This is a genomic window from Actinomadura sp. J1-007, from assembly GCF_009793335.1.
GTDB classification, from domain to species: Bacteria; Actinomycetota; Actinomycetes; order Streptosporangiales; family Streptosporangiaceae; genus Spirillospora; species Spirillospora yumaensis.
The window spans coordinates 7,385,768-7,406,851 of sequence record NZ_WING01000001.1; the positions used below are offsets into that span (position 1 = coordinate 7,385,768).

General features: G+C 73.2%; 21 protein-coding genes and 1 pseudogene. 13 read left to right on the forward strand and 9 right to left on the reverse strand.

All coding sequences use genetic code 11. The annotated features are described in order from the left end of the window. Positions 1-731: 731 nt before the first annotated feature. The gene (locus GEV43_RS33650) at positions 732-1,097 is read right to left on the reverse strand and encodes a MerR family transcriptional regulator (RefSeq protein ID WP_160824116.1); all 366 of its coding nucleotides are present in this window, start codon (positions 1,095-1,097) and stop codon (positions 732-734) included. A 67-nt stretch (positions 1,098-1,164) separates the two neighbouring features. Here GEV43_RS33650 and GEV43_RS33655 point away from each other — a divergent pair, with 67 nt between their 5' ends. Continuing rightward, a complete protein-coding gene (locus tag GEV43_RS33655) occupies positions 1,165-1,815 on the forward strand; it encodes a polysaccharide deacetylase family protein (RefSeq protein ID WP_241683135.1) in 651 nt (216 codons plus the stop codon). Positions 1,816-1,889: 74 nt separating this feature from the next. Next, complete coding sequence (locus GEV43_RS51715; protein ID WP_241683136.1) at positions 1,890-2,051, forward strand: hypothetical protein; 162 nt, start codon at positions 1,890-1,892, stop codon at positions 2,049-2,051. A 236-nt stretch (positions 2,052-2,287) separates the two neighbouring features. Here GEV43_RS51715 and GEV43_RS33660 read toward each other — a convergent pair whose 3' ends face one another. The 4 genes from GEV43_RS33660 to GEV43_RS54200 all read right to left on the reverse strand — a co-directional run bounded on the left by GEV43_RS33660 (position 2,288) and on the right by GEV43_RS54200 (position 7,514). After that, entirely contained in the window at positions 2,288-3,520 is a 1,233-nt protein-coding gene (locus GEV43_RS33660; protein WP_160824942.1) for an RNA polymerase sigma factor, read from the reverse strand. Between the two features lie 2 nt (positions 3,521-3,522). Continuing rightward, on the reverse strand, positions 3,523-3,852 hold the full coding sequence (locus tag GEV43_RS33665; protein WP_160824117.1) for a YciI family protein: 330 nt from the start codon (positions 3,850-3,852) through the stop codon (positions 3,523-3,525). Positions 3,853-3,894: 42 nt separating this feature from the next. Beyond that, entirely contained in the window at positions 3,895-4,431 is a 537-nt protein-coding gene (locus GEV43_RS33670) for a dihydrofolate reductase family protein (protein WP_241683137.1), read from the reverse strand. A gap of 179 nt (positions 4,432-4,610) precedes the next feature. Next, entirely contained in the window at positions 4,611-7,514 is a 2,904-nt protein-coding gene (locus tag GEV43_RS54200; protein WP_160824118.1) for an AAA family ATPase, read from the reverse strand. Between the two features lie 329 nt (positions 7,515-7,843). Here GEV43_RS54200 and GEV43_RS54205 point away from each other — a divergent pair, with 329 nt between their 5' ends. The 3 genes and pseudogenes from GEV43_RS54205 to GEV43_RS33685 all read left to right on the forward strand — a co-directional run bounded on the left by GEV43_RS54205 (position 7,844) and on the right by GEV43_RS33685 (position 10,919). Then, a complete protein-coding gene (locus tag GEV43_RS54205) occupies positions 7,844-9,418 on the forward strand; it encodes a S8 family peptidase (RefSeq protein ID WP_160824119.1) in 1,575 nt (524 codons plus the stop codon). Beyond that, positions 9,415-9,891: pseudogene (locus GEV43_RS53390) on the forward strand (trypsin-like serine protease); the annotation flags it as partial. The gene GEV43_RS54205 and the pseudogene GEV43_RS53390, both read left to right, overlap by 4 nt. A 41-nt stretch (positions 9,892-9,932) precedes the next feature. Beyond that, on the forward strand, positions 9,933-10,919 hold the full coding sequence (locus tag GEV43_RS33685; protein ID WP_206681400.1) for a trypsin-like serine protease: 987 nt from the start codon (positions 9,933-9,935) through the stop codon (positions 10,917-10,919). A gap of 125 nt (positions 10,920-11,044) precedes the next feature. Here the strand turns inward: GEV43_RS33685 and GEV43_RS33690 are convergent, their stop codons facing one another. Next, positions 11,045-12,211 (reverse strand): alpha/beta hydrolase, encoded by a 1,167-nt coding sequence (locus GEV43_RS33690; protein ID WP_160824120.1) that lies wholly within the window; start codon positions 12,209-12,211, stop codon positions 11,045-11,047. A 152-nt stretch (positions 12,212-12,363) separates the two neighbouring features. Between GEV43_RS33690 and GEV43_RS55385 the strand changes: the two genes are divergently transcribed. The 3 genes from GEV43_RS55385 to GEV43_RS33700 are packed head-to-tail and all read left to right on the forward strand — an operon-like array spanning position 12,364 to position 14,170. Next, entirely contained in the window at positions 12,364-13,074 is a 711-nt protein-coding gene (locus GEV43_RS55385; RefSeq protein ID WP_309239981.1) for a histidine kinase, read from the forward strand. Further along, the gene (locus GEV43_RS51750; RefSeq protein ID WP_241683138.1) at positions 13,071-13,520 is read left to right on the forward strand and encodes a sensor histidine kinase; all 450 of its coding nucleotides are present in this window, start codon (positions 13,071-13,073) and stop codon (positions 13,518-13,520) included. Before GEV43_RS55385 ends, GEV43_RS51750 begins: the two co-directional genes overlap by 4 nt. Further along, positions 13,508-14,170: a response regulator transcription factor gene (locus GEV43_RS33700; protein WP_160824121.1), complete on the forward strand. Its 663-nt coding sequence runs from the start codon at positions 13,508-13,510 to the stop codon at positions 14,168-14,170. The genes GEV43_RS51750 and GEV43_RS33700 overlap by 13 nt, the downstream gene beginning before the upstream one ends. A 73-nt stretch (positions 14,171-14,243) precedes the next feature. On the opposite strand, the gene GEV43_RS33705 is transcribed toward GEV43_RS33700, so the two are convergent. Continuing rightward, positions 14,244-14,600: a nuclear transport factor 2 family protein gene (locus GEV43_RS33705; protein ID WP_160824122.1), complete on the reverse strand. Its 357-nt coding sequence runs from the start codon at positions 14,598-14,600 to the stop codon at positions 14,244-14,246. A 201-nt stretch (positions 14,601-14,801) separates the two neighbouring features. Between GEV43_RS33705 and GEV43_RS33710 the strand changes: the two genes are divergently transcribed. The 4 genes from GEV43_RS33710 (at position 14,802) to GEV43_RS33725 (ending at position 18,151) form a co-directional block, all read left to right on the forward strand. After that, positions 14,802-15,428, forward strand: a complete 627-nt coding sequence (locus tag GEV43_RS33710) for an FMN-dependent NADH-azoreductase (protein ID WP_160824123.1) — start codon at positions 14,802-14,804, stop codon at positions 15,426-15,428. A gap of 133 nt (positions 15,429-15,561) precedes the next feature. After that, positions 15,562-16,041, forward strand: a complete 480-nt coding sequence (locus GEV43_RS33715) for a MarR family winged helix-turn-helix transcriptional regulator (RefSeq protein WP_160824124.1) — start codon at positions 15,562-15,564, stop codon at positions 16,039-16,041. Positions 16,042-16,227: 186 nt separating this feature from the next. Then, complete coding sequence (locus GEV43_RS33720) at positions 16,228-17,208, forward strand: zinc-binding dehydrogenase (RefSeq protein ID WP_160824125.1); 981 nt, start codon at positions 16,228-16,230, stop codon at positions 17,206-17,208. A gap of 49 nt (positions 17,209-17,257) precedes the next feature. After that, positions 17,258-18,151, forward strand: coding sequence for an NmrA family NAD(P)-binding protein (locus GEV43_RS33725; RefSeq protein WP_160824126.1), 894 nt, complete (start codon positions 17,258-17,260; stop codon positions 18,149-18,151). Positions 18,152-18,202: 51 nt separating this feature from the next. Here the strand turns inward: GEV43_RS33725 and GEV43_RS33730 are convergent, their stop codons facing one another. Next, a complete protein-coding gene (locus GEV43_RS33730) occupies positions 18,203-19,660 on the reverse strand; it encodes an MFS transporter (protein WP_160824127.1) in 1,458 nt (485 codons plus the stop codon). Positions 19,661-19,797: 137 nt separating this feature from the next. On the opposite strand from GEV43_RS33730, the gene GEV43_RS33735 reads away from it, so the two are divergent. Beyond that, positions 19,798-20,127 carry a helix-turn-helix transcriptional regulator gene (locus GEV43_RS33735; protein ID WP_160824128.1) on the forward strand — a complete coding sequence of 110 codons (330 nt, stop codon included), beginning with the start codon at positions 19,798-19,800 and terminating at the stop codon, positions 20,125-20,127. A 63-nt stretch (positions 20,128-20,190) separates the two neighbouring features. Here GEV43_RS33735 and GEV43_RS33740 read toward each other — a convergent pair whose 3' ends face one another. Next, positions 20,191-21,033 (reverse strand): endonuclease/exonuclease/phosphatase family protein, encoded by an 843-nt coding sequence (locus GEV43_RS33740; RefSeq protein ID WP_309239982.1) that lies wholly within the window; start codon positions 21,031-21,033, stop codon positions 20,191-20,193. Between the last annotated feature and the right edge of the window lie 51 nt (positions 21,034-21,084).

Genomic DNA, 21,084 nt, shown 5'->3' on the forward strand with positions numbered 1-21,084 from the left:
CACCTCCAGGCCCCCCACTCCTCTTCTCCACCGTGCTCCCTTCGATCGGCTCGCTGTCACGACGAGCCGACCGTAGAAGCTCAAGCCGACTTGAGAACAAGGCCCTCGCGCCACCGAGTGGCCACGGACACATCCGCCCGCCCCGCTGCTTGGGGCGCTTGCCGAGGAGTGGTCGTGCGCGTGGACGGTGAAAGGGAGCTTGGCCTGGCACGCCTGCCGTAGTGGGCGCGCCCCCGCCCGTACCGCCCCGCGGCAGGCGTTCCGGGACGGGAACGGGTGAACGTCGATGAGTTCTTCGCGGCGGGGCGGAGGGCACAGCGTGGTGCCCGGGGCGTCGACGGCTCCGGTTCGTGTCGCGAACGGATGGTCAGGAGGAGTTCACGCGTGAGCTGAGGGTCGGCATGTTCAGCATCGTTGACGGGTTCGGCGGTCCGGGGCCGCGAGCGGCGCCCTGCTGGGAGTGCGGTGCGCCGGGGAAGGCCAGGGCGGATGGGCCGCCGATGCGGACCATTGGCGGCCCGGCCGTGGTGCGCGGCCTCTTCCAGTTCGGTCTGGTCGGCCGGGGCCGGGTGATGGGCTTCCCGATGATCCACGGCGTGCGGGGGGACGGGGCGGTCTTCGCCGGGATGCCCGTTCTGGAGCTGGGCTTGGTCGGCACCGCCGTGCTCGGCGAGCGCCTCGTACTGCTCGACTGCCGCGTTGACGGGGGCTGGCCCGCAGCGCTGGCGGGTTCAGTGAACGGGGCGCGAGGCCGTGTCGATGATCTCGTCCAGGACGGCGCGGGAGTTGGCCAGCTCGGTCATCATGCGGTCGATCCGGTCCCGTTCGGCGGTGAGTTCGCCGACGAGCCGGGGCGTGGCGATCTCGGAGGGGGCGCCGTCCGCGTCGCGCATGCACGGCAGGAGCTGCGCGATCTTCTTGCTGTGCAGGCCGGCGGCGAACAGCTCCTGGATGCGGATGACCCGGTCGACGGCCCGTTCGGGATAGTCGCGCTGGCCGCCGGGGGTGCGGTCGGACGCGAGCAGGCCCTGCTGCTCGTAGTAGCGAAGCGAGCGCTGGCTCACTCCGGTGCGCCGCGCGAGTTCGCCGATCCGCATGTCGCTGCCTCCCGAAGCCGGTCCGGCGGTTGAACTTGACACTGATGTCAGGTCTTACCGTACCGGCATGACGAACGCACCGGCATCTCGCGACGAGATCTTCGACTACAGCCCGATCACCGAACGCCCCCCGATCGTCTGGCCGGGCGGCGCCCGGGTCGCCGCCTACATCGGGCTCAACGTCGAGCACTACCTGATCGATCGCCCGTCCACGAGCATCTGGCCCGGGACGGCGGACCTGGTCCCCGACCCGCTCAACCACGGCTGGCGCGACTACGGGCCCCGGGTCGGGATCTGGCGCATGATCCAGAGCATGGACCGGCACAGCGTCCGGGCCAGCGTGCTGCTCAACTCCGCCGCGGCCGAGCACTACCCGCAGATCATCAAGGCGGGCCGGGAACGGGACTGGGCGTGGCTCGCGCACGGCCGGACCAACTCGATCCTGCACACCGGCATGGAACCGGACGAGGAGCGCCGCGTCCTCACCGAGATCGTCGACACCATCGCCGACGCCACCGGACGGCGGCCGAGAGGCTGGATGGGGCCCGCGATGACCGAGACGTTCAACACCCCGCGGTTGCTCGCCGAGCTCGGGCTGAGCTACGTGCTGGACTGGACGAACGACGACCAGCCCTACCCGCTGAACGTGCCCGGCGTCATCAGCGTCCCGTACTCGGCGGAGATCAACGACAACATGCTGTTCGGGCCAAGGGCCTGACCGGGCCGGAGTTCGTCCAGGTCGTCAAGGACCAGTACGAGCAGCTCCGCGCCGACTCCGAGCACGGCGGGCGGGTGCTGGCGCTGGCGCTGCACCCGTTCGTGACCGGCCAGGCGTTCCGGGCCAAGTACTTCGACCAGGTCCTGGAGTACCTCACGGCGCAGCCCGACATCTGGCTGACCACCAGCGACGAGATCGCCGAACACTACCGGAGCACGTTGAACGAGTCGGCTTGAGACCCCCGAGGCGACGGGCCGGCGCACGCGCCTGCGCGGGCCCGCCTGCGTAGCCCAGCCCGCCGCCATCCCGAACGTGTCCGCGACCAGATGGGCGACCGGGCGCCGCCTCGTCGCCTGAGCCGCCTGCACGCCGGACAGCGCTAGGAACCTCTCTCGGGGTGGTCGGTCAAGAAACTCACCTACACCCTGTACGGCAGCGGGCCGGCCGCTTCGCGCGCGGGTCGGGAGCCTGTTCATGCCAGTTGGTCGCGGCGGCGGGTCAGGTAGGCGGTCTCGGCGGTGTTGCCTGCTAGTTCGATGGCCTTGTCGTAGGCCGCGCGTGACTGCTCGCTTCGGCCCAGCCGGCGCAGGAGGTCGGCGCGGGTGGCGTGGTACGGGTGGTAGCCGGCGAGTTCGCCCTCAAGCCGGTCGACGGCTGCCAGCGCCACGTCCGGCCCGTCGAGTTCGGCGACCGCGACGGCGCGGTTGAGGGCGATGATCGGCGAGGGGTCGAGGCGGGCGAGCCGGTCGTAGAGGGCGAGGATCTGTGACCAGTCGGTGTCGCGCATGTCGCGGGCGGAGGTGTGCACGGCGTTGATCGCGGCGAGGATCTGGTAGCGGCCCGGAACGGCACCGGCGGCGGCAGCGGCGAGGCGTTCGCGGACGAGCCGGTGGCCCTCGGCGATCAGGGCCGCGTCCCAGGCGGCGCGGTCCTGTTCGGCCAGGGGGACCAGTTCTCCGCCGGACGAGACGCGGGCGGGGCGGCGGGCCTCGGTGAGCAGCATCAGCGCCAGCAGCCCGGCCGCCTCTCCGTCGTCGGGCAGGAGGGCGCGGACCAGGCGGGTGAGCCGGATCGCCTCGGCGGTCAGGCCGGGGCGGAGGGGATCGGTGCCGGGGCCGCTCGCCAGATACCCCTCGTTGAACACCAGGAACAGGACGGCGAGCACGCCGGACACGCGTTCCGGGAGATCCTCCGCGGACGGCACACGGTAGGGGACGCGCGCCGCGCTGATCTTGGCCTTCGCGCGGGTGATCCGCTGCTCCATCGCGGTCTCGCGCACCAGGAAGGCGCGGGCGATCTCGGGCACGGTCAGACCGGCGACCATGCGCAGCGTCAGCGCGACGCGGGTCTGCACGGCCAGCGCGGGGTGGCAGCAGGTGAAGATCAGCCGGAGCCGGTCGTCGTCGATGGCGCCGAGCGGCTCGGGCTCGTGGCCGTACGCCATCTGAGCCTCCTGGTGCTTGTCGCCGCGTTTGCTCTCGCGCCGGATCCGGTCGATGGCCTTGCGGTTGGCGGTGGTGGTCAGCCACGCGCCGGGGTTGGGCGGCACGCCGTCGGCCGGCCACCGCCGCACGGCGGTCGCGAACGCCTCGGCGGCGGCCTCCTCGGCGATGTCGAGGTCGCCGAAGCGCCTGGTCAGGGCGGCGACCACCCGGGCCCACTCCTCGTGGTGGGCCCGGGTGAGCGCCGCGCGCACGTCGGCCATGCTCACGCGTCCAGGAACGGCCGTACCTCGACCTTGCGGTTGCAGGCCCTCGATCCCTCGGCGGCGAGCTTGAGCGCCGCGTCCAGGTCGGGCGCCTCGATGACCCAGAAGCCGGCGAGATACTCCTTCGACTCCAGGAACGGCCCGTCGGTGACCATCGCCTCCCCGCCCCGGTTGTCGACGACGGTGGCCGTGCCGGGCGCGGCGAGGCCGCCGGCGAAGACCCAGTTGCCCTCGGCCTGGAGCCGTTCGTTGAACGCGTCGATAGCTGCGTGCTCGTCCGGTGTGGCGAGGCCGGCCTGGTCGTGGATCACGGAAAGCAGGTAACGCATCTGAGGATGATCTCCTGTGGTGTCGGGACGGTGCCGCGGCGCCTAGTCCGCGTTCCGGAGCCGCGGCCCGGCGCCCTCGGGGATCTCCCCGTGGAGGCGCGGGGCGTAGACGAGCTTCTGCGTACGGCCGTCGAGCACGGTCGACTCGATGAGCTCCAGGTCGAACTCCGGTCCGCCGTGGAAGAGCGCCGCTTCCCCGGCGCGACCCGAGATGGCGGGGAACATGATGACTTCGAGCCGGTCGACGAGGCCGGCGGCGAGCAGGGCGCGGTTCAGCGAGATGCTGCCGTGCGAACGCATCGGGACGTCCGTCGTACGCTTCAGGCGCTCGATCGCCGTCACCGCGTCCTCGTCGATGACCGTCGAGTTCCGCCACCCGAGCGGGTCTTCGAGCCTGCTGGAGAACACGATCTTCGGCAGTTCGTTCAGGCTGTCGTAGTAGGGCTCGTCGTACTCGTCCACGAACTTCCGGAACAGGCGGAACGTCGTCGCGCCGAAGACGAGCACCTGGTCCTGCGCGAAGGTGCGCACCCGGTCCTCGCGGACCTCGGGGCCCTCCTTCCCCAGTAGCCGGGCCAACCCCGGGCCATGCCGTAGCCGTCGAGGCTACAGAAGAAGTCGACGGTGAAGGTGGCGCTCATGGTGCTGCTCCCTTGTCCTGCGCCGCCCCCGCCGGGCGGCTTCACTACTTCCACGAACGCGACCGCCCCGATCCGACACCGGCTTCCGAAAACTTTCCAAGGAGATCGGCGGGCGGATCACCGGTCCGGGCGGTCGGTCCCGTTCCGGTCGGGGGCGGGGAGGGCCCGGGCCACCTCGTCGCGGGAGTGGATGTTCAGCTTGCGGAACACCTTGGCGACGTGGTCCTCGACGGTGCGGCGGGAGACGAAGAGGGCCTGGGCGATCTCGCGGTTGGTGCGGCCGCCGGCCAGCAGCCGGGCGACGTCGCGTTCGCGGGGGGACAGCTGGTTGCCGTAGCCGCGCGAGCCGCGGTGGGACGGGGTGGCCGCGCCGGCGCCGCGGATGAGCTTGCGGCAGCGGGCGGCGTCCATGCTCGCGCCGAGCGTCTCGTAGGAGTCGGCGGTCGCGGTGAGGACGCCCACGGCGCCGGGACGGTCCTCGGCCGACTGCTCGGTGAGCTGGGCCGTACGGTACGGCAGGCCGAGGCGGCGGGCGCGGCGGATCGCGGTCTCGAAGTGCCGGGCGGCGGTGGACGGTGCGCCGTCGGCGCGCGCGAGGTGGGCGCGGCAGGCGGGGAGCGCCGCGTGAGCCAGGGGTGCGTCCAGGCCGTTCAGCCCGGTGTCGAGCTCGGCGGTCAGGACGCGCGCGTCCGCGGAGCGTCCGGCCGCCAGGTACGCCTGGACCGCCTGGGGGGCGAGGTCGCCCGCCCACGCCCACAGGCCCTTGCGGCGCAGCAGCGCGGCGCCCTTGTCGGCGTGGGCGCAGGCCGCGTCGGTGTCGCCGCGGTTCAGCAGCATGGTGATCATGCCGCCGGTCGCGGCGAGCGCGACCGGGATGATGGCGGAGTCGGCCTGGGCCATGCGGGTGGCCTGGAAGCTGTGCTCGGCCTCGGTCCATTCGCTGCGGGCGGTGGCGAGCCAGCCCGCGACGAGCTGGATCTCGCTGGTGACCGGGAGCAGGTGGGCGTAGGTCTCGGCGAGCCCGCGGGCCCGTTCCGGGAGGTCGGCCCAGTCGCCGCGGTACCAGTCCAGCCGGAGCCGGGTGGCCTCGGCGGTGCCGACCACGTACGGGGCGCCGGCCCGCGCGGCGAGGTCCAGGCCGGTGCGCAGGAACTCGCGCGCCCGGCCGTAGTGGCCGGTCCACGAGCACGCGTCGGCCACGTTGCAGTGCGCCCGCGCCAGCTCGCGGAGCTGCGCGGAGTCGGTGACCCGCGCCGGCTCGGGCAGCAGCTCCAGCCGGTCCCACGCGTGCGGGTCGCCGGAGATGAGCCCGGCGCCGAGCGTGTAGGCGAGCAGGGACGTCCGCAGCACGCCCGGCGGCATGCCGGCGACGCTGTCGTCGAGCTGGTCCAGCCACAGGCGGTTCGTGGCGCTCGGCGTGCTGCCGAGGTAGGGCAGCGCGAGCACCGCCATGCCCCGGAGCCTGTGCTCGGGGTGTTCGCGCAGCGCCTCGACGGCCACCTCGATCTGCGCGCGGCCCCGGTCCATCTCGCCGGCCTCGCGGATCAGCAGCAGGCCGAGCCACAGCCGCACCACGCCCCGGACCTCGACCGACAGCCGCGGATCCGACAGCAGCCCCTCGATCTGCGCGGTCACCCCGTCGTGGTGCAGCCCCGTCAGCGCGTACCGGCACAGCTTCATGACGAGCCGGTCGACGTCGGCGGACGGGACGGCCGGGTCGGCGACGACGGCGCGCAGCAGCTCGATCCCGGTGTCGGCGTCGCCGGCGTCCATCGCCGCGTCGGCGGCCTCCTCGCTGTAGCGCAGCCAGTCGCCGGGCAGCCCGGCGTGCCGGGCGTGGGCGGCGAGCCGGACGAGCGGGGGCGGGTCGAGCTTGGAGAGCATCCGCACGGCGCGGCGGCGCAGCGCCTGGCGGCGCGGACCGGGCAGGGCGTCGTGGACGGCGCGCTGGGCCAGCACGTGCCGGAAGCCGTACTGGTTCTCGGCCGTCTCCACCAGCACCGCGGCGTCCAGCAGCCGGGTGATCCGGCCCCGGCCGCCGACCCCCGCCACGGCGGCCAGCATCTCGGCGGTGGCGGGGGCGCCGAGGACGGCGGCGGCCTCCGCGACCGCGCGGGCGCCGGGGGGCAGCGTGTGCAGGCGTTCCAGCATGGCCTCGCGCAGCAGCGCCGGGACCTCCAGGTCGTCCAGCAGCCGGCGCGCGCAGGCCCCGTCGGTGCGCAGCGCGCCGCCGTGGTCGCGCAGCGCGTAGATCATCTCCTCCACCACGAACGGGATGCCCGCGGTGCGCTGCCGCATCACCTCGGCGAACCCGGGCGACACCGCGCGGTCGCCGAGGATCGCCTCCACCATCCCGCGCACGCCCGCGGCGTCGAGCGGGCCGAGCACCAGGTGGGCGCTCGTGGTGCCCGGCGGCGGGCGGAACGCTCCACCGAGCGGAGCGTCGGCGGGCAGGTCCTCGCGGCGGAACGTCGCCACCAGCGACAGGCCCGGCGGCGGGTCGCTCATCACGAACCGCAGCATCTGCCGGGTGCCCTCGTCGGCCCAGTGCAGGTCCTCGATGACCAGCACCGTGCGGCCCAGCGCGGCCAGCAGGTCGCGGACGGCGCGGAACAGCCGGTGGCGTTCGGCGGCCGGGTCGCCGAGCGGCTCCGGCGGCGGCGGCAGCCGGTCGGCGAGCTCGGGCAGGTAGGGCCGCAGCGCCCCGGTCACCGCGCTCGGCTCGCCGAGCCGGGCGCCGCACGAGCGCAGGCACTCGAAGATCACGCCGTAGGGGAACGGGTCGCGCAGCGGCTGGCAGTGCCGCACCGCCGGCCACGCCGGGCCCCCGCGCAGCGCGGTCACCAGCTCGGTGACCAGCCGGGTCTTGCCGACGCCCGCCTCGCCCTCCACGAACACCACCGACGGGGCGGCCGCGGTCGCCGCGGTCAGCGCCTCCAACTCCCGGCCGCGCCCGATCAGGACCGGCGAGCTGGTCCGGACGATGGCGCTGGACGCTTCGAGCCGTGTCGCGTGGGTCATCCCAACTCCTTTCGGAGCACCCCTGGCAGCTTCGGCCGACCCAGAGGATAAGCGCATACGGGCAGCAGCGAAACAGTTCCGTCGCGCATTCGAGAAACCCGTATCCCTACGGGGTGTTGCCACGGTTGTTCCACGCTCCGCGGCCGTGGACGGTAAACGCTGAGCGGCCGACCCCCACTCCGACACCCCCGCCCCGGCCGTTCCTCCGGACCGCCTCGCGGCGTCCGGTGCAAGGGAGAAAGGCGGAGCGCTCATGCGACGAACCGAGCCGTTCCCGACCGCCGGCGCCATTCGGCCGTCCCGGCCCGAGCCGGTGCTGGAGGCGTGCCATGCGTAGGACGAGGTTCGCGGCGTTCGCGGTCGGCGCCGCGTCGGCGGTCGTGCTGGCCGGGGCCGCCGTCCCCGCCATGGCCGCAGGCCCCGAAGGCACCGTGCGGCAGGCCCGGCAGCATGTGCCCGGCCAGTACATCGTGGTGCTGAAGGACGGTGCGCCGCGTGCCGCCCGCGGCCAGGCGTCCGCGTTGGCGGACCGGTACGGCGGTGAGGTGGCGCGCACCTACTCCGCCACGTTCAACGGGTACTCCGCCCGCCGCATGACCGGCGCGCAGGCGCGCAGGCTGGCCGCCGACCCGTCGGTCAAGGCGGTGTACGAGGACGGCACCGCGCGGGCGGCGGGCGAGCAGCCGAACCCGCCGTCCTGGGGCCTGGACCAGATCGACCAGAAGACCACCGCCCTGGACAGGAAGTACGCCTACGCCAACGAGGCCGACGGGGTCACCGCCTACGTCATCGACTCCGGGGTCAGGAAGGACCACACGGAGTTCGAAGGGCGGGCCTCGTTCGGCTACGACTTCGTCGACGACGACACCGACGCCAGTGACTGCTTCTGGCACGGCACGCACGTCGCCGGGACGATCGCGGGCAAGACCGTCGGCGTCGCGAAGAAGGCCGAGGTCGTCGCGGTCCGGGCGCTCGGCTGCGCCGGTACGGCGCCGGACTCGGCGACCATCAGCGCCATGGAATGGGTCGCCGCCAACGGCAAGAAGCCCGGCGTGGTCAACATGAGCCTGACGACGGACACCCCCGGCGTCGGCGACGAGCAGGTCAAGGCGCTGGTCGCCAAGGGCTTCGTCGTCGCGGTGGCGGGCGGCAACAACGGCGAGGACTCCTGCGGCGTCAGCCCGGCGCGGGTGCCCGAGGCGATCACGGTCGGCTGGATGAACCAGGGCGGAGGCCGCAGCGGCAACTACGGCACCTGCCTCGACCTGTTCGCGCCGGGCGGCAACATCTACTCCGCCGACCACACCGGCTCGTACCGCAACGGCAGCGGCACCTCGATGGCCACGCCGCACGTCACGGGCGCGGCGGCCATGTACCTCCAGGCGAACCCCGGCGCCACGCCCCAGCAGGTACGGGACGCGCTGGTGGAGCACGCCACCCCGGGACTGGTCACCAACCCCGGCTCGGGCTCGCCGAACAAGCTGCTCTACACCGGGTTCATCGACGGCGACGGCCCCGGCCCCGGCGGCTGCGACGGCACGACCAGCAGCGAGCGGGTGGCCGTACCGGACGCCGGCGCGGCCGTCACCAGCACGATCACCGTCGAGGGCTGCGAAGGCAAGGCGCCGTCCACCCTGCCGGTCAAGGTCGACATCGACCACCCGTACACCGGCGACCTCGCGATCGATCTGATCGGCCCGAGCGGGACCGTGTACGGCCTGAAGAAGTCGGGGGACGTCGGCGAGGCCGCCGGCGTGCACACGACCTACACCGCCGACGCCTCCCGCGAGAACGCCGACGGCGCCTGGAAGCTCCGGATCAGGGACGTCTACAAGTTCGACGCCGGCACCCTGACCGGCTGGTCGCTCACCTTCTCTCCCCCCACCCTGAAGGACCGTCCATGAGACCCACCCGGCTCCTCGTCCTGGCCTGCGCCGCCGTCACGGCCCTCGTCCCGGCGTCCGCCGCCGCGGCGCAGTCGGCACCGGCCGCACACGTGGCGCAGGCGGCGCCGCGCCCGCCGGTCAGCATCGCCGCCACGCCCACCGACCAGCTCGTCCCGGACCTGCGCCCGTCGCCGGGCGTCGTCAACGGGCAGCCCACGACGGTCAAGGAGCACCCCTCCGTCATCGCCGGGCTGCGCGTCGGCGGCGGCAACGCCCAGGGGCAGTCCTGCACCGCCTCGGTCGTCGGCAGGCGAACGATCCTCACCGCCGCGCACTGCATGATCGACGTGGGCGGAGCCAAGAGCTACCTCTACGGCGACGACGACCTGAACACCGCCGGCGACGAGACGTTCCGCACCAAGGTGGCCTCGTTCAAGGCGCACCCCAAGTACACCGGGGCGGGAGGCTGGAAGACCGGTTACGACGTCGCCGTGGTCACCACCGAGGACGACATCCCCGTCCCGCAGGCCCAATGGGCCAAGGTCGCGGGCTCGGGGACGCCGCGCTCACCCGGCCAGGCAAGAACGGCTTCGTCCTCGGCTACGGCAAGACCGCGGCGAGCGGCGGCCTCTCCGGGCGGCTCGACAAGGCCGCGCTGCCGGTCAACGACGCGGGCGACTGCCAGGTGTTCGACGTCAGGGTCAATCCGGACCTGATGGTCTGCACCGGCTACGACGACGGCCACATCGGGATCTGCTCCGGCGACAGCGGCGGACCGTACACCGTGGACGGCATCGTCGTCGGCGTCGTCTCCTGGGGCGCGGGCAACTGCGACCGCTACAGCATCATGTCGCGGCTGACCAACGAGATGGGCGACTGGGCCAAGAACGAGATCGGCGGCCAGGACCCGCCCGGCGACGGGAAGTTCACCGTGGGGCTCAGCCCGTCCTCCGGCTCCGTCGACGCGGGCAGGACCCTGTCGACCACCGTGACGAGCAAGGCCGGCGACCAGGGCCCGGAGAAGCTCGACCTGTCCGCCTCGGGCCTGCCGGACGGCGCGACCGCCACGTTCCAGCCCACCTCGATCACCTCGGGCGACAACGCCAAGCTGACGTTCCAGACGACGGCGGGCACGCCCAAGGGCACCTACAAGGCCACGGTCACCGCCTCGGGGCCGTCCGGGAAGAAGACCGCCACCTACACCCTCACCGTCGGCGGCGACTCGCCTTCCGACGGGCCCCGTCCCTCGGTCTCGCCCTCCTCGGGCAGCGTCTCCCGCGGCGGTCTCGCCCAGCCGACGGTCACCGTGACCGGCGGGACGGGCGCCAGCAGGCTCACCGCGTCCGCCCCGGGCCTGTTCTCCGCCCCGATGTTCTTCCCGCAGACCGTCGAACCCGGCGGCACCTCGACGATGACGGCCTTCGCCCCCTTCCAGCCGGGCACCTACAAGGTCACCATCACCGCCACCGACACGGCCGGCAAGTCCGGCACGACCGACTACACCCTCACCGTCCGCTGACCACCATCCCCGCTTCCGCGCCCCTGCCGGGTGACCGCTGCGTCCGGCAGGGGCGCGGACCCATTTCCCGCACGCCGGCCGTCCAGGCCCAACGCCCGGGAGCGCCGCCATGCTCGTACCGCTGGTCAGGCTTCAACGCGCGGCCGGGACCTGACCCAGGCGGCGAACGCCTCGGCGGCGTCGACGACCCGGTCGAAGCGCAGCGAGTGGAACAGGTCGAAGGCGTGCTGGGCGCCGGGCAGTTCGGCGTAGACGACCGGGGAATCGGAGATGCCGCGCAGCTCTTCGGCGAAGCGGCGTGCCGTCCGCACGGGAACGAGCGTGTCGGCGTCGCCATGGACGATCAGGAACGGCGGCGCGTCGGCGCGGACGTGCGCCATGGGCGAGGTGCCGGACCCTTCGGGGTACCCGTAGTAATCGCCGTAGTAGCCGTACAGGCAGATCGCCGCGGTGACGGAGGTGTCGGCGGTCTCGAAGCCCGGCTGGTACGCGGGGTCGTTCTGGGTCAGCGCGCACAGCGACGTCAGGTGCGCGCCGGCGGAGCTGCCGGCCACGAACGGCGCGCCGGCGCCGGCGCCGTACTCGTGGCCGTGCTCGCGCGTCCAGGCGATGACCTTCTTGGCGTCGGCGAGGTGGTCGAGGAAGCCGGCCTCCGGCCTGAGACGGTAGTCGGCGCTGACGCACACCCAGCCCTGGCCGGCCAGCCGGTAGAGGAGCGGCCTGGCCTCGCGGTTCTTGCGGCCGCCGGAGTAGCCGCCGCCGTGGAAGTAGACCAGGACCGGGCCGCCCTGGGGAGCCGAGCGGTGGCGGTAGACGTCCAGGCGGTTGCGCCTGCCCGCGTCGCCGTAGCGGAGGTTGGCGATCCGCTGGACGTCCCGGCGCCGCACGTACATGCCGAGCAGCACGCGGCCGTACGGGAGGCGGCGGCGCAGCCCGGCGGCCAGTTCGGGGGCCAGGGCGTCCCGCCACCCGGAGCCGAGGCCGTCGCGCAGAGCGTCGTCCAGCGCGGGACCGGCCATCGACTGCCGCCGGGCGACGACCGCCAGGCCCGCGCAGGTCGCGACCGCGAGCACGACCACGAGCCGGGCGCCGAGCGACCCCAGATCCCGTTGCGCGGCCGCGATCGCGGTCGAGACCAGCAGCAGGAAGATCGCCACGAACGGCACCTCGTTCGGCACCATGCCCAGCCGGAAGCCGAGGTTGGCCAGCAGGTTCGGCCTGCGCGGTGGACGCAGCGCCATCATGGTCACGCACGCGACGAGTCCCGTACCGAAGAGATAGCCGTAGGGCACTGAACGCCTCCTTGCTCAGGGGAGCTCCCAGCGTGGCCCGCGGCGGAGGGTTCGGAATCGGCCGCGCGACGGCGGTCGCTTCGACCGCGGTGGAGCCGGCCACCGACTTTGGTCGGTGTCGGCGCGGGACGGCGCGAAGCTAGCCTGAGCCGGTGAACACCGAGGTCAACCGCCGGCCGATCCCGCTCGCCGCGGAGGCGTCCGTGGCCATCGCGATGGGCGCCCTGATCGCCGTGACGGTCTGGGGCCAGCTCGTCGCCCGGCAAGGGCCGGCTCTGCCGTGGCTGGACGTCACCGTGGGCGCGGTCGCCTTGGCACTGGTGCCGGTCCTGTTGCGGCGGCCGGTCCCGGGAGCCCTGGCGCTGACCGCGCTGGCGGCGCTGTCGCCCGGGGCGACCGCTCCGGCCACCACGGCGGCCCTGCTGGTCGCTCAGCGCCGCCCGTTCCCCGTGGCCGTGGCGGTGGCGGTGGCCGGTGTCGGAGCGCACCTGGTGCAGGGGCTGTGGCGGCCTAGCGGCGGGATCTCGTTCGGCTGGTGGGCGGCGCTGATCGTGGTCAGCTACGGGGCGATGGTCGGCTGGGGGACGTTCGCCCAGGCGCGCCGGGCGCTGCTGGAGTCGCTGCGTGAACGCGCCCTCCGCGCCGAGGCCGAGCAGGGCCGCCGGGTGGCCGAGGCGCGGATGATGGAACGGACCCGGATCGCCCGCGAGATGCACGACGTTCTGGCGCACCGGCTGTCGCTGCTGGCCACCTACGCGGGCGCTCTGGAGTACCGCCCCGACCTCGCCCCGAACGGCTGGCCAAGGCCGCGGGCGTCGTCCGCGACGGGGCGCACCTGGCCCTCGACGAGCTCCGCCAGGTGATCCTCGTCCTGCGCGAGGACGAGGAGGACGGCGAGGACGGGTCCCGGCCGCAGCCGGTGCTGGCCGACCTGCCGCGCCTGGTGCAGGAGTCGCGCGACGCGGGCGCCGAGGTGGAGCTGACCGACGCGGTGGCCGACCCGGACGCGCTGCCCGCCGCCACCGCCCGTACGGCCTACCGCGTGGTGCAGGAGGGGCTGACCAACGCCCGCAAGCACGCCGCGGGCACGCGGGTCCGCGTGGCGTTGGAGGGGCGTCCCGGGGACCGGCTGGCCATCGAGATCCGCAACCGGCTCCCGGCCGGCCCGGACGCCGCGCCGGCGATCCCGGGCAGCGGCACCGGGCTGGTGGGCCTGACCGAGCGGGTGCGGCTGGTGGGCGGGACCTTGGACCACCAGGCCGCCGGCGGGGAGTTCCGGCTGCGCGCCTGGCTACCATGGCCGGCGTGAACCGCCCCCTGCGCGTCCTGATCGTGGACGACGACCCCCTGGTCCGCGCGGGCCTGTCGATGATGATCGACGGCGCGGGCGGCATCGAGGTGGTCGGCGAGGCGTCCGACGGCGACGAGGTGACCGCCGCGGCCGACGCGCACGCGCCGGACGTGGTGCTGATGGACCTGCGGATGCCGCGGGTGGACGGCATCACCGCCACCGGACGGCTGCGGGCCCGTTCGCGTCCACCCGAGGTGATCGTGCTGACGACGTTCGACACCGACGAGAACATCCTGCACGCGCTGCGCGCCGGAGCGAGCGGCTTCCTGCTCAAGGACACCCGGCCCGCCAAGATCGTCGAGGCGGTCAGGACGGTCGCCGCGGGGGACCCGATCCTGTCACCGCAGATCACCCGGCGGCTGATGGACCGGACGGCCGTGCAGGCCGGGGCGTACAAGAAGGCCCGCGCCGCGCTGGCCACGCTCAGCCCCCGCGAGAACGAGGTGGCGCTGGGGATCGCGCGCGGGCGCAGCAACGCCGAGATCGCCGAGGAGCTGTTCATGACGGTCGCGACCGTCAAGGCGCACGTGTCGCACATCCTGACCAAGCTCGACCTGGACAACCGCACCCAGATCGCGCTGCTGGGCCACGACGCGGGCCTGGCCTGACACCCCGAGGGCCCTCGCCGCCCTCGGCGGGCCGGCCGAATCCGCGGCCGACGCGCCGAAGGCCGTTCAGGCGCTACATCTGCTGGTGGCCGTAGAAGGCGCGGACGCGTGCGGCCAGACCGTGTTCGTCAAGCTCGACGACGTCGAGCACGCTGTTGCCGTTCTCCCGCCGGTAGAGCAACGCATAGCCATTGGGGCCGGACAGCAGCGCCTCCTCGGTGAAGGACAGGTCGGGAGCCAGTTCCAGCCCGAGCTCGAAATGCCTGCGCAGTTCCTCCTTGCCGCGGAGCCGGCCGTCGGGGCGGCCCCAGCGGCGCACCACCGTCGAGGCGGCGAAGTCAACGTCGTCGGCATAGCAAGCCATGATCGCGTCGAGATCGCGTGCCTTCCACGCCGCGAGCCAGGCGTCGGCATGGGCTCGAAGATCCATGCCAGCACTATCCCATCCCGCCCGGGCGGCACCGCGCCGGGCCAGCCCGACGCGGTGCGCGGTGCGCGGTGCCGGTGCCGCACAGCGCTCGGAAGGCGGGCCGCCGTGCCCCCAGCCGCGCGCCTTGCTAAGCGGACCATGGTCCGTTAGTGTTCCGGGAAGAGATTCGGACCACGGTCCGCTTACTTGAAGGGTCAGACCATGAGCCGTTTGCTGCACGTCTCCGCCTCGCCGCGCGGAGCGTCCTCCGAGTCGCTGGCGCTCGCCGCCACGTTCCTCGACGCCTACCGGGAGACCCACCCCGGCGACACCGTCGAGCACCACGACCTCTGGGACGGCACGCTCCCGGAGTTCGGCCCCGCCGGAACCGGAGCCAAGATGGCGGTCTTCGGAGGCGCCGACCCGTCCGGCGCCGAGGAACGCGCCTGGACGGCCGCCCGCGCCGTCTTCGAGCATTTCGACTCCTACGACCGCTACCTGTTCAGCGTCCCCATGTGGAACGCGGGCGTGCCGTACATCCTCAAGCAGTTCATCGACGTCATCTCCCAGCCGGGCTGGGTGTTCGGCTTCGATCCCGAGCAGGGCTACACCGGTCTCCTGAAAGACAAGAAGGCGGCCGTCGTCTACACGGGCGCCGTCTATGGCGACGGCCGCGGACCGGCCTTCGGCGCCGACTTCCAGAGCACGTTCTTCGACGACTGGCTGCGCTGGGCCGGGATCGCGGACATCACCACCGTGGAGTTCCGTCCCAACCTCGCCACCGCCGACGCCGAGACGGGACGCCGCGAAGCCCACGCCCGGGCCCGCGAGGAGGGCAAGCGCTTCTGACAGGGAGGTCGCGGCCCCCATGCCCGGCCCCCATGCCCGGCCGGGCATGGGGGCCGGCTCACTTGCGGGGGACGAAAAGAGCGTTTATGGTTGGTTGAGTCAAACCAACCAATTGCGGGGGGAGTGGCGGACGATGGGGGACGCCGCGGACCGGGAAGGCCGGTCGGAGCAGCGGGAGGCCGCCGACCGCGTGGCGGCGGCGCTGGCCACGGTCGGCAACTGGATGTTCGCCCCGGCCACGCGGCGGCGGATCATGGCCGCCTCGGGGCTGGAGATGTCGCTGGGGGACTACACGCTGCTCGCCCAGGTCTCGCTGCACGGGCCGGTGCGGCTGTCGGTGCTGGCCGGGCAGATGGAGGTGGACAAGTCCACGCTCTCGCCGCCCGCCAAACGCCTGGAGGCGCGCCGGCTCATCGAGCGGCGGCCCGACCCGGCGGACGCCAGGGCGCAGCTCGTGAGCGTCACGCGGGAGGGCAGGCTCGCCATCCGCGAACTCTGGAAAGCACGCGCGGAAGCCGTTGCCTCGCTCATGTCCGACTGGGAGCCGTCCGACATCGAGCACCTGGCCGAAGGGCTCGGCGCTTTCGCCGAAGCCATCAAGAAAAGCTCCTAGCAGTTCTTTGAACGCGCGCTGACCGTCGTCACCGCGCTCTGACTTCCTGCGCCTTTCGCGCCGCGTTCTATACGCCTCCGATGACCCGTGTCCCGTCCCGGTCATTGCGGGTTCTCCTGCCCATTCCCTTTCGGCCGCGCGCCGGCTTTCGTCGGCGTTCTGCCCATCCACGGAGTGAGAGATCACATGCGTTCTGTTGTGCTGCCCGAATTCGGTCCGCCGGACCGGCTGCGCGTCGCCGAGACGCCCGAGCCCCGGCCGGGCGCCGGCCAGGTCACGGTGCGCGTGGCCGCCGCCGGCGTCCAGTTCCTGGAGACCCAGATCCGCTCGGGGACGATGCGCGGAGCGCTCGGCGGCGCGCCGCTCCCGGTGGTCCTCGGCAAGGAGGTCGCGGGCCAGGTGACCGCGGTCGGCCCGGACGGCGACGCGGACCTCGTCGGCGCGCGGGTCCTGGCCGCCACCGCGGGCACCGGCGGCTACGCCGAGGTCGCCGCCGTGCCCGCCGACTCGCTCGTCCCGGTGCCGGACGGCCTCGACCTGCATGAGGCGGTCGCGATCCACCGGAACGGGGCCACCGCCCAGGGCCTGGTCCGGGCGGCCCGCGTCGCCGCCGGGGATCGCGTGCTGGTGCAGGCCGCCGCGGGCGCCGTCGGCACCGTCCTGGTGCAGTTGCTGAAACGCGCCGGCGCCACGGTCGTCGGGGCCGCGCGCGGGGAGCACAAGCTGGCGCTGGTCCGGAGCCTCGGAGCCGACCACGCGGTCGACTACTCGCTGCCCGGCTGGACCGACCGGGTCCGCGACGCCGTCGGCGGTTCCGTCGAGGTCGTCTTCGACCATGTCGGCGGCGAACCGGGCCGCGCGTCGTTCGAGCTGCTCACCCCGGGCTCCGGACGGCAGATCGTGTTCGGGTTCTCCGGCGGTACGCCGCTGGACGTCAAGCCCATGGAGCTGCTCGGCCGGGGCCTGACCCTCACCGGCTTCAGCGCGGGACTCATCTGGAGCAGGCCCGCCCACGCCCGCGACCTGGTGGACGAGGTCCTCGGCCTGGCCGCAGCGGGCTCCCTCAGGCCGGTGGTCGGCCAGCGGTTCCCGCTGGAGCGGGCGGCCGACGCGCATGCCGCCGTCGAGGCGCGCGGCACCGTCGGCAAGACCCTGCTCATCCCTTGAACGCCTGGAAACAGGTTCCCATCACCGCATATATGTAGGAGAGAACGGCATGTCATCGAAGATCTTCGTCGCCGGAGCGACCGGACTGCTCGGCGGACGGATCGTCAGCGCCCTCCTCGACCAGGGCGCCTCCGTCCGGGCCCTGGTGCGGCCGGGCGTGGACGCGGAGAAGAAGGCGGCGATCAATGCGCTCCAGGCCCGCGGCCTGGAGGTGGTCGAGGGCGACATCACCGACCCGGCGGCACGGCTGGCCGACGCGATCGGCGACGCCGCGACGGTGGTCTCGGCCGTCCAGGGCGGCCCCGACGTGATCGTGGACGGGCAGGTCAACCTCGTGCGCGCCGCCGAGAAGGCCGGCGCCGGACGCTTCATCCCGTCCGACTTCGCCGTCGATGTGACCAGGCTGGAGGACGGCGACAACTTCATGATCGACTGGCGGCGCCGGGCCGCCGCCGCGTACCGCGAGGCCGACCTCAACGTGGTCTCGGTGCTCAACGGCGCGTTCTACGAGGTCATGCTCGGTTTCATGGGGATCGTGGACTGGGAGCGGGGCACGCTGTCGCACTGGGGCGACCCCGACCAGCCGCTCGACCTGACCTCGGTGGCGGACACGGCCGCCTACACCGCCGCCGCGGCGCTCGACCCCGGCGCGGCCGGCACGCTCCGGTTTGCCGGTGAGGTCGTCTCGTTCCGCGGGTTCCACGAGGCGGTCGAGCGCGGTTCCGGCCGGCGGCTGGAGCTGCGCAACCTCGGCACCGCCGACGAGCTGCGCGCCGAGATCGAACGCCGGGCCCGGCTCACCGAGAACCCGTTCGACTACGTCGCGCTCCAGTACCAGTGGTGCATGGTGAGCGGGAAGGGCAAGTTCGCCACCCTGGACAACGCCAGGTACCCGCAGGTCACGCCCGTGTCGGTGGCCGACTTCGTGCGGGCCTCCGCCTGAGCACGTGAAACCCCGCTCCCGTCCGGTGCTCGGACGGGAGCGGGGGAGCGGTCAGCCTGTGGTGACGTGCGCGGGGTCCGGCGTCTCGGCGGCCGTCGCGGGCGGTGGGGCGAGGCGGGGCAGGACGAGGCTGACCAGCAGTCCGGCCACCATTCCGGCCGCGGTCAGCAGCACCACGACGAGCTCGCCGTGGGCGGTCGCCGAACGCAGGGACTCGCCGGACTTGCCCTCCGTGCCGATGTCGGCGAGGGCGGTGAACACCGCCAGGCCGATCGCGTTGCCGATGTTGAGGGCGGTGGAGGCGATGCCGTTGGCGACGCCCTGCTCGTGGGCGGCGGTGCCGGTGGCGGCGGCGATCCACATCGCCGTCCAGACGATGCCCTGGCCGACGCCGGAGACGACCAGTCCGGGCACCAGCAGGCCGTAGCCGGCGTCCGCGTCGAAGCCGATCGCCAGGACCGCCGTGCCGACGGCGCCGATCGCGAAACCGATCAGCAGGGTCGTGCGCAGGCCGATGCGGGTGGTCAGCCGTTCGCCGAGCTGCGTGCCGGTGGCGATCGCCACCGAGGGGACCAGGAACGCCATTCCGGTCTGCAACGCGCTGTAGCCGTGCACGCTCTGCATGAGCACGGTCAGGAAGTAGGGCAGCACGCCGTAGGTCGCCATGTAGATGAACGTGACGCTCATGCCGATGGTCAGGCTGCGGTTGCGGAACAGCCGGAACGGCATGAGCGGGTCGGCGCTGCGCCGTTCGATGGCCGCGAACGCCGCCAGCAGCACCGCGGCCAGCAGCAGCGCGCCGATCACCAGCGGGCTGCCCCAGCCCTCCTCCGGCCCCTCCACCAGGGCGAACACCAGCAGCGTCGCGCCGCCGGTGACGGTCAGCGAGCCGGGCAGGTCGAAGCGCCGCCGCTGCCCGCGGGCCGGGTCGCGCGGGATCACCGCGAGCGCGGCCAGGGCCACGAGGGCGGCCAGCGGGACGTTGACGTAGAAGACGGCGGGCCAGCCGAAGTTCTCGGTGAGCACGCCGCCGAGCAGCGCGCCGATGGTCAGGCCGCTGGCGCCCGCGCCGCCCCAGACCGCCAGGGCCCGGTTGCGCTGCGGCCCCTCGGCGAACAGCGTGTTGATCAGCGACAGGGTCGAGGGCAGCAGCAGCGCGCCGCCGATCCCCTGCACCGCCCGCGCCACGACGATCGTGGCGGGCGACGGCGCGAGGCCGCCGGCCAGCGAGGAGACGGCGTAGAGGACCAGGGCGAGCACGAAGACGCGGCGGCGGCCCAGCAGGTCGGCGGCGCGCCCGCCGAACAGCAGGAACCCGCCGGCGAACACGACGTAGGCGCTCACCACGAGCTGCTGGGTCTGGCCGGGGAAGCCCAGTTCCGCGCCGATCTCGGGGAGCGCGACGAACACGATGTTCAGGTCCAGCGCGTAGATCAGTTGCGCGAGCGCCAGCAGGGCCAGGGTCCAGCCCAGCCGCCGTCCGGCGGGCTGCCTTGCGAGAGCGGACATGCCAGAGGACACCCTTTCAGTGGGACCCGGGTCGGCGCGGCCGCCCGGGAATACGACTGTACGAATATTTACGTACGATCGAGCCGTTCGGCAAGGGGCTCCGGACGATTGTTCGACTATCGCGCTACAGTGCGACCATGAGGTACCGTCACCCCGACCGCGACCAGATCCGTGTCGACGGCGTGCTGTCGGCGCTGGGCCACCCGGTGCGGCTGGCCGCCGTCCGCGTCCTGGACGGCGGCGGGGAGCACAACTGCACCAGCGTGCTGGTCGAACTGGGGATCACGGCCAAGTCGACGATGACCCACCACTGGCGCGTGCTCCGCGAGAGCGGCGTCATCCTCCAGGAGCCGTCCGGCCGGGAGAACCTGCTGACCCTGCGCCGGGACGACCTGGACGCCCGCTACCCGGGCCTCCTGGACGCCGTCCTCGCCGGCGCCCGTACCGACGAAGCGGACTCCCGGTGAGAGAAACGCTGATGGTCCGGAGCGCGGCCGCCCGGTGACGGGCCCGGCGCCCGAAGGAAGGCCCTAGAGGTCGAGCACCAGAGCGCGGTGGTCGGAAACTTCGGGGGAGGCCGCGATCTCGAACCGTTCCACCGCGGCGGGGTCCGACACCAGCAGGTAGCCGGCGTGCCGGAGCGGCTTGGGGTACCGGGAGGTCCTGGTGTCGGCCCCGCCGACCAGGTCGGTCAGCCCGAGGTCGGCGAGGACCTGGAAGGTCTTGCTGTCCGGGAGCAGGTTGAGGTCGCCGCACACCACGGTCATGTCGCCGTCCTCGCGGGCCTCCTCGACGAGGGCCGCGAGCCGTTCGGCCTGCGCGTGGCGGGCGGGGGTGTCGGCCTTGCCGCGCGGGTCGCGCAGGCCGTGAAGGTTGACGACGGTGACGAACCGCCGCGCCCGGCGGTCGCGCACCCGCACGCCCAGTGCGGCGCGGGGCCGGCCGTCGTTCGGCCAGCGGTCCCGGTGCTCGGTGTAGGCGCCGTGCACGAACGCCGAACGCATGGCGACCACGGGAAGCGACTCGGCGACGAAGGTCGCCACGCCGAAGTCCTGCGGGTGGCGGCGCTGCCGGCCGTCCTGGACCGGCCCGGTGTCGCTCACGGTGAAGATGCCGTGGTGGTGCGGGAGGCGGGAGCGGACATCGGCCAGGAGGTTCGCTCGCTGGGGCAGCGAGCGGTCGGCGTCATCGAACCGCGTCCAGCCGCCGAGGCCCGGGGTATGGGTGACTTCTTGCAAACACAGGACGTCGACGCCGCACGTGTCGAGCCAGGGGGCGAGTTCGTCGAACATCGCCCCGCCCCAGGCGTTGAGGGAGATGATCCGCACGTGCACCAAATGTAGGTCCTCGCGCAGGCCGACCACAAAGCGCACCCACCCACGACGCGCGCCGTCCTTGGAAGCGCCCGCCGCCTCGCGCGAGGC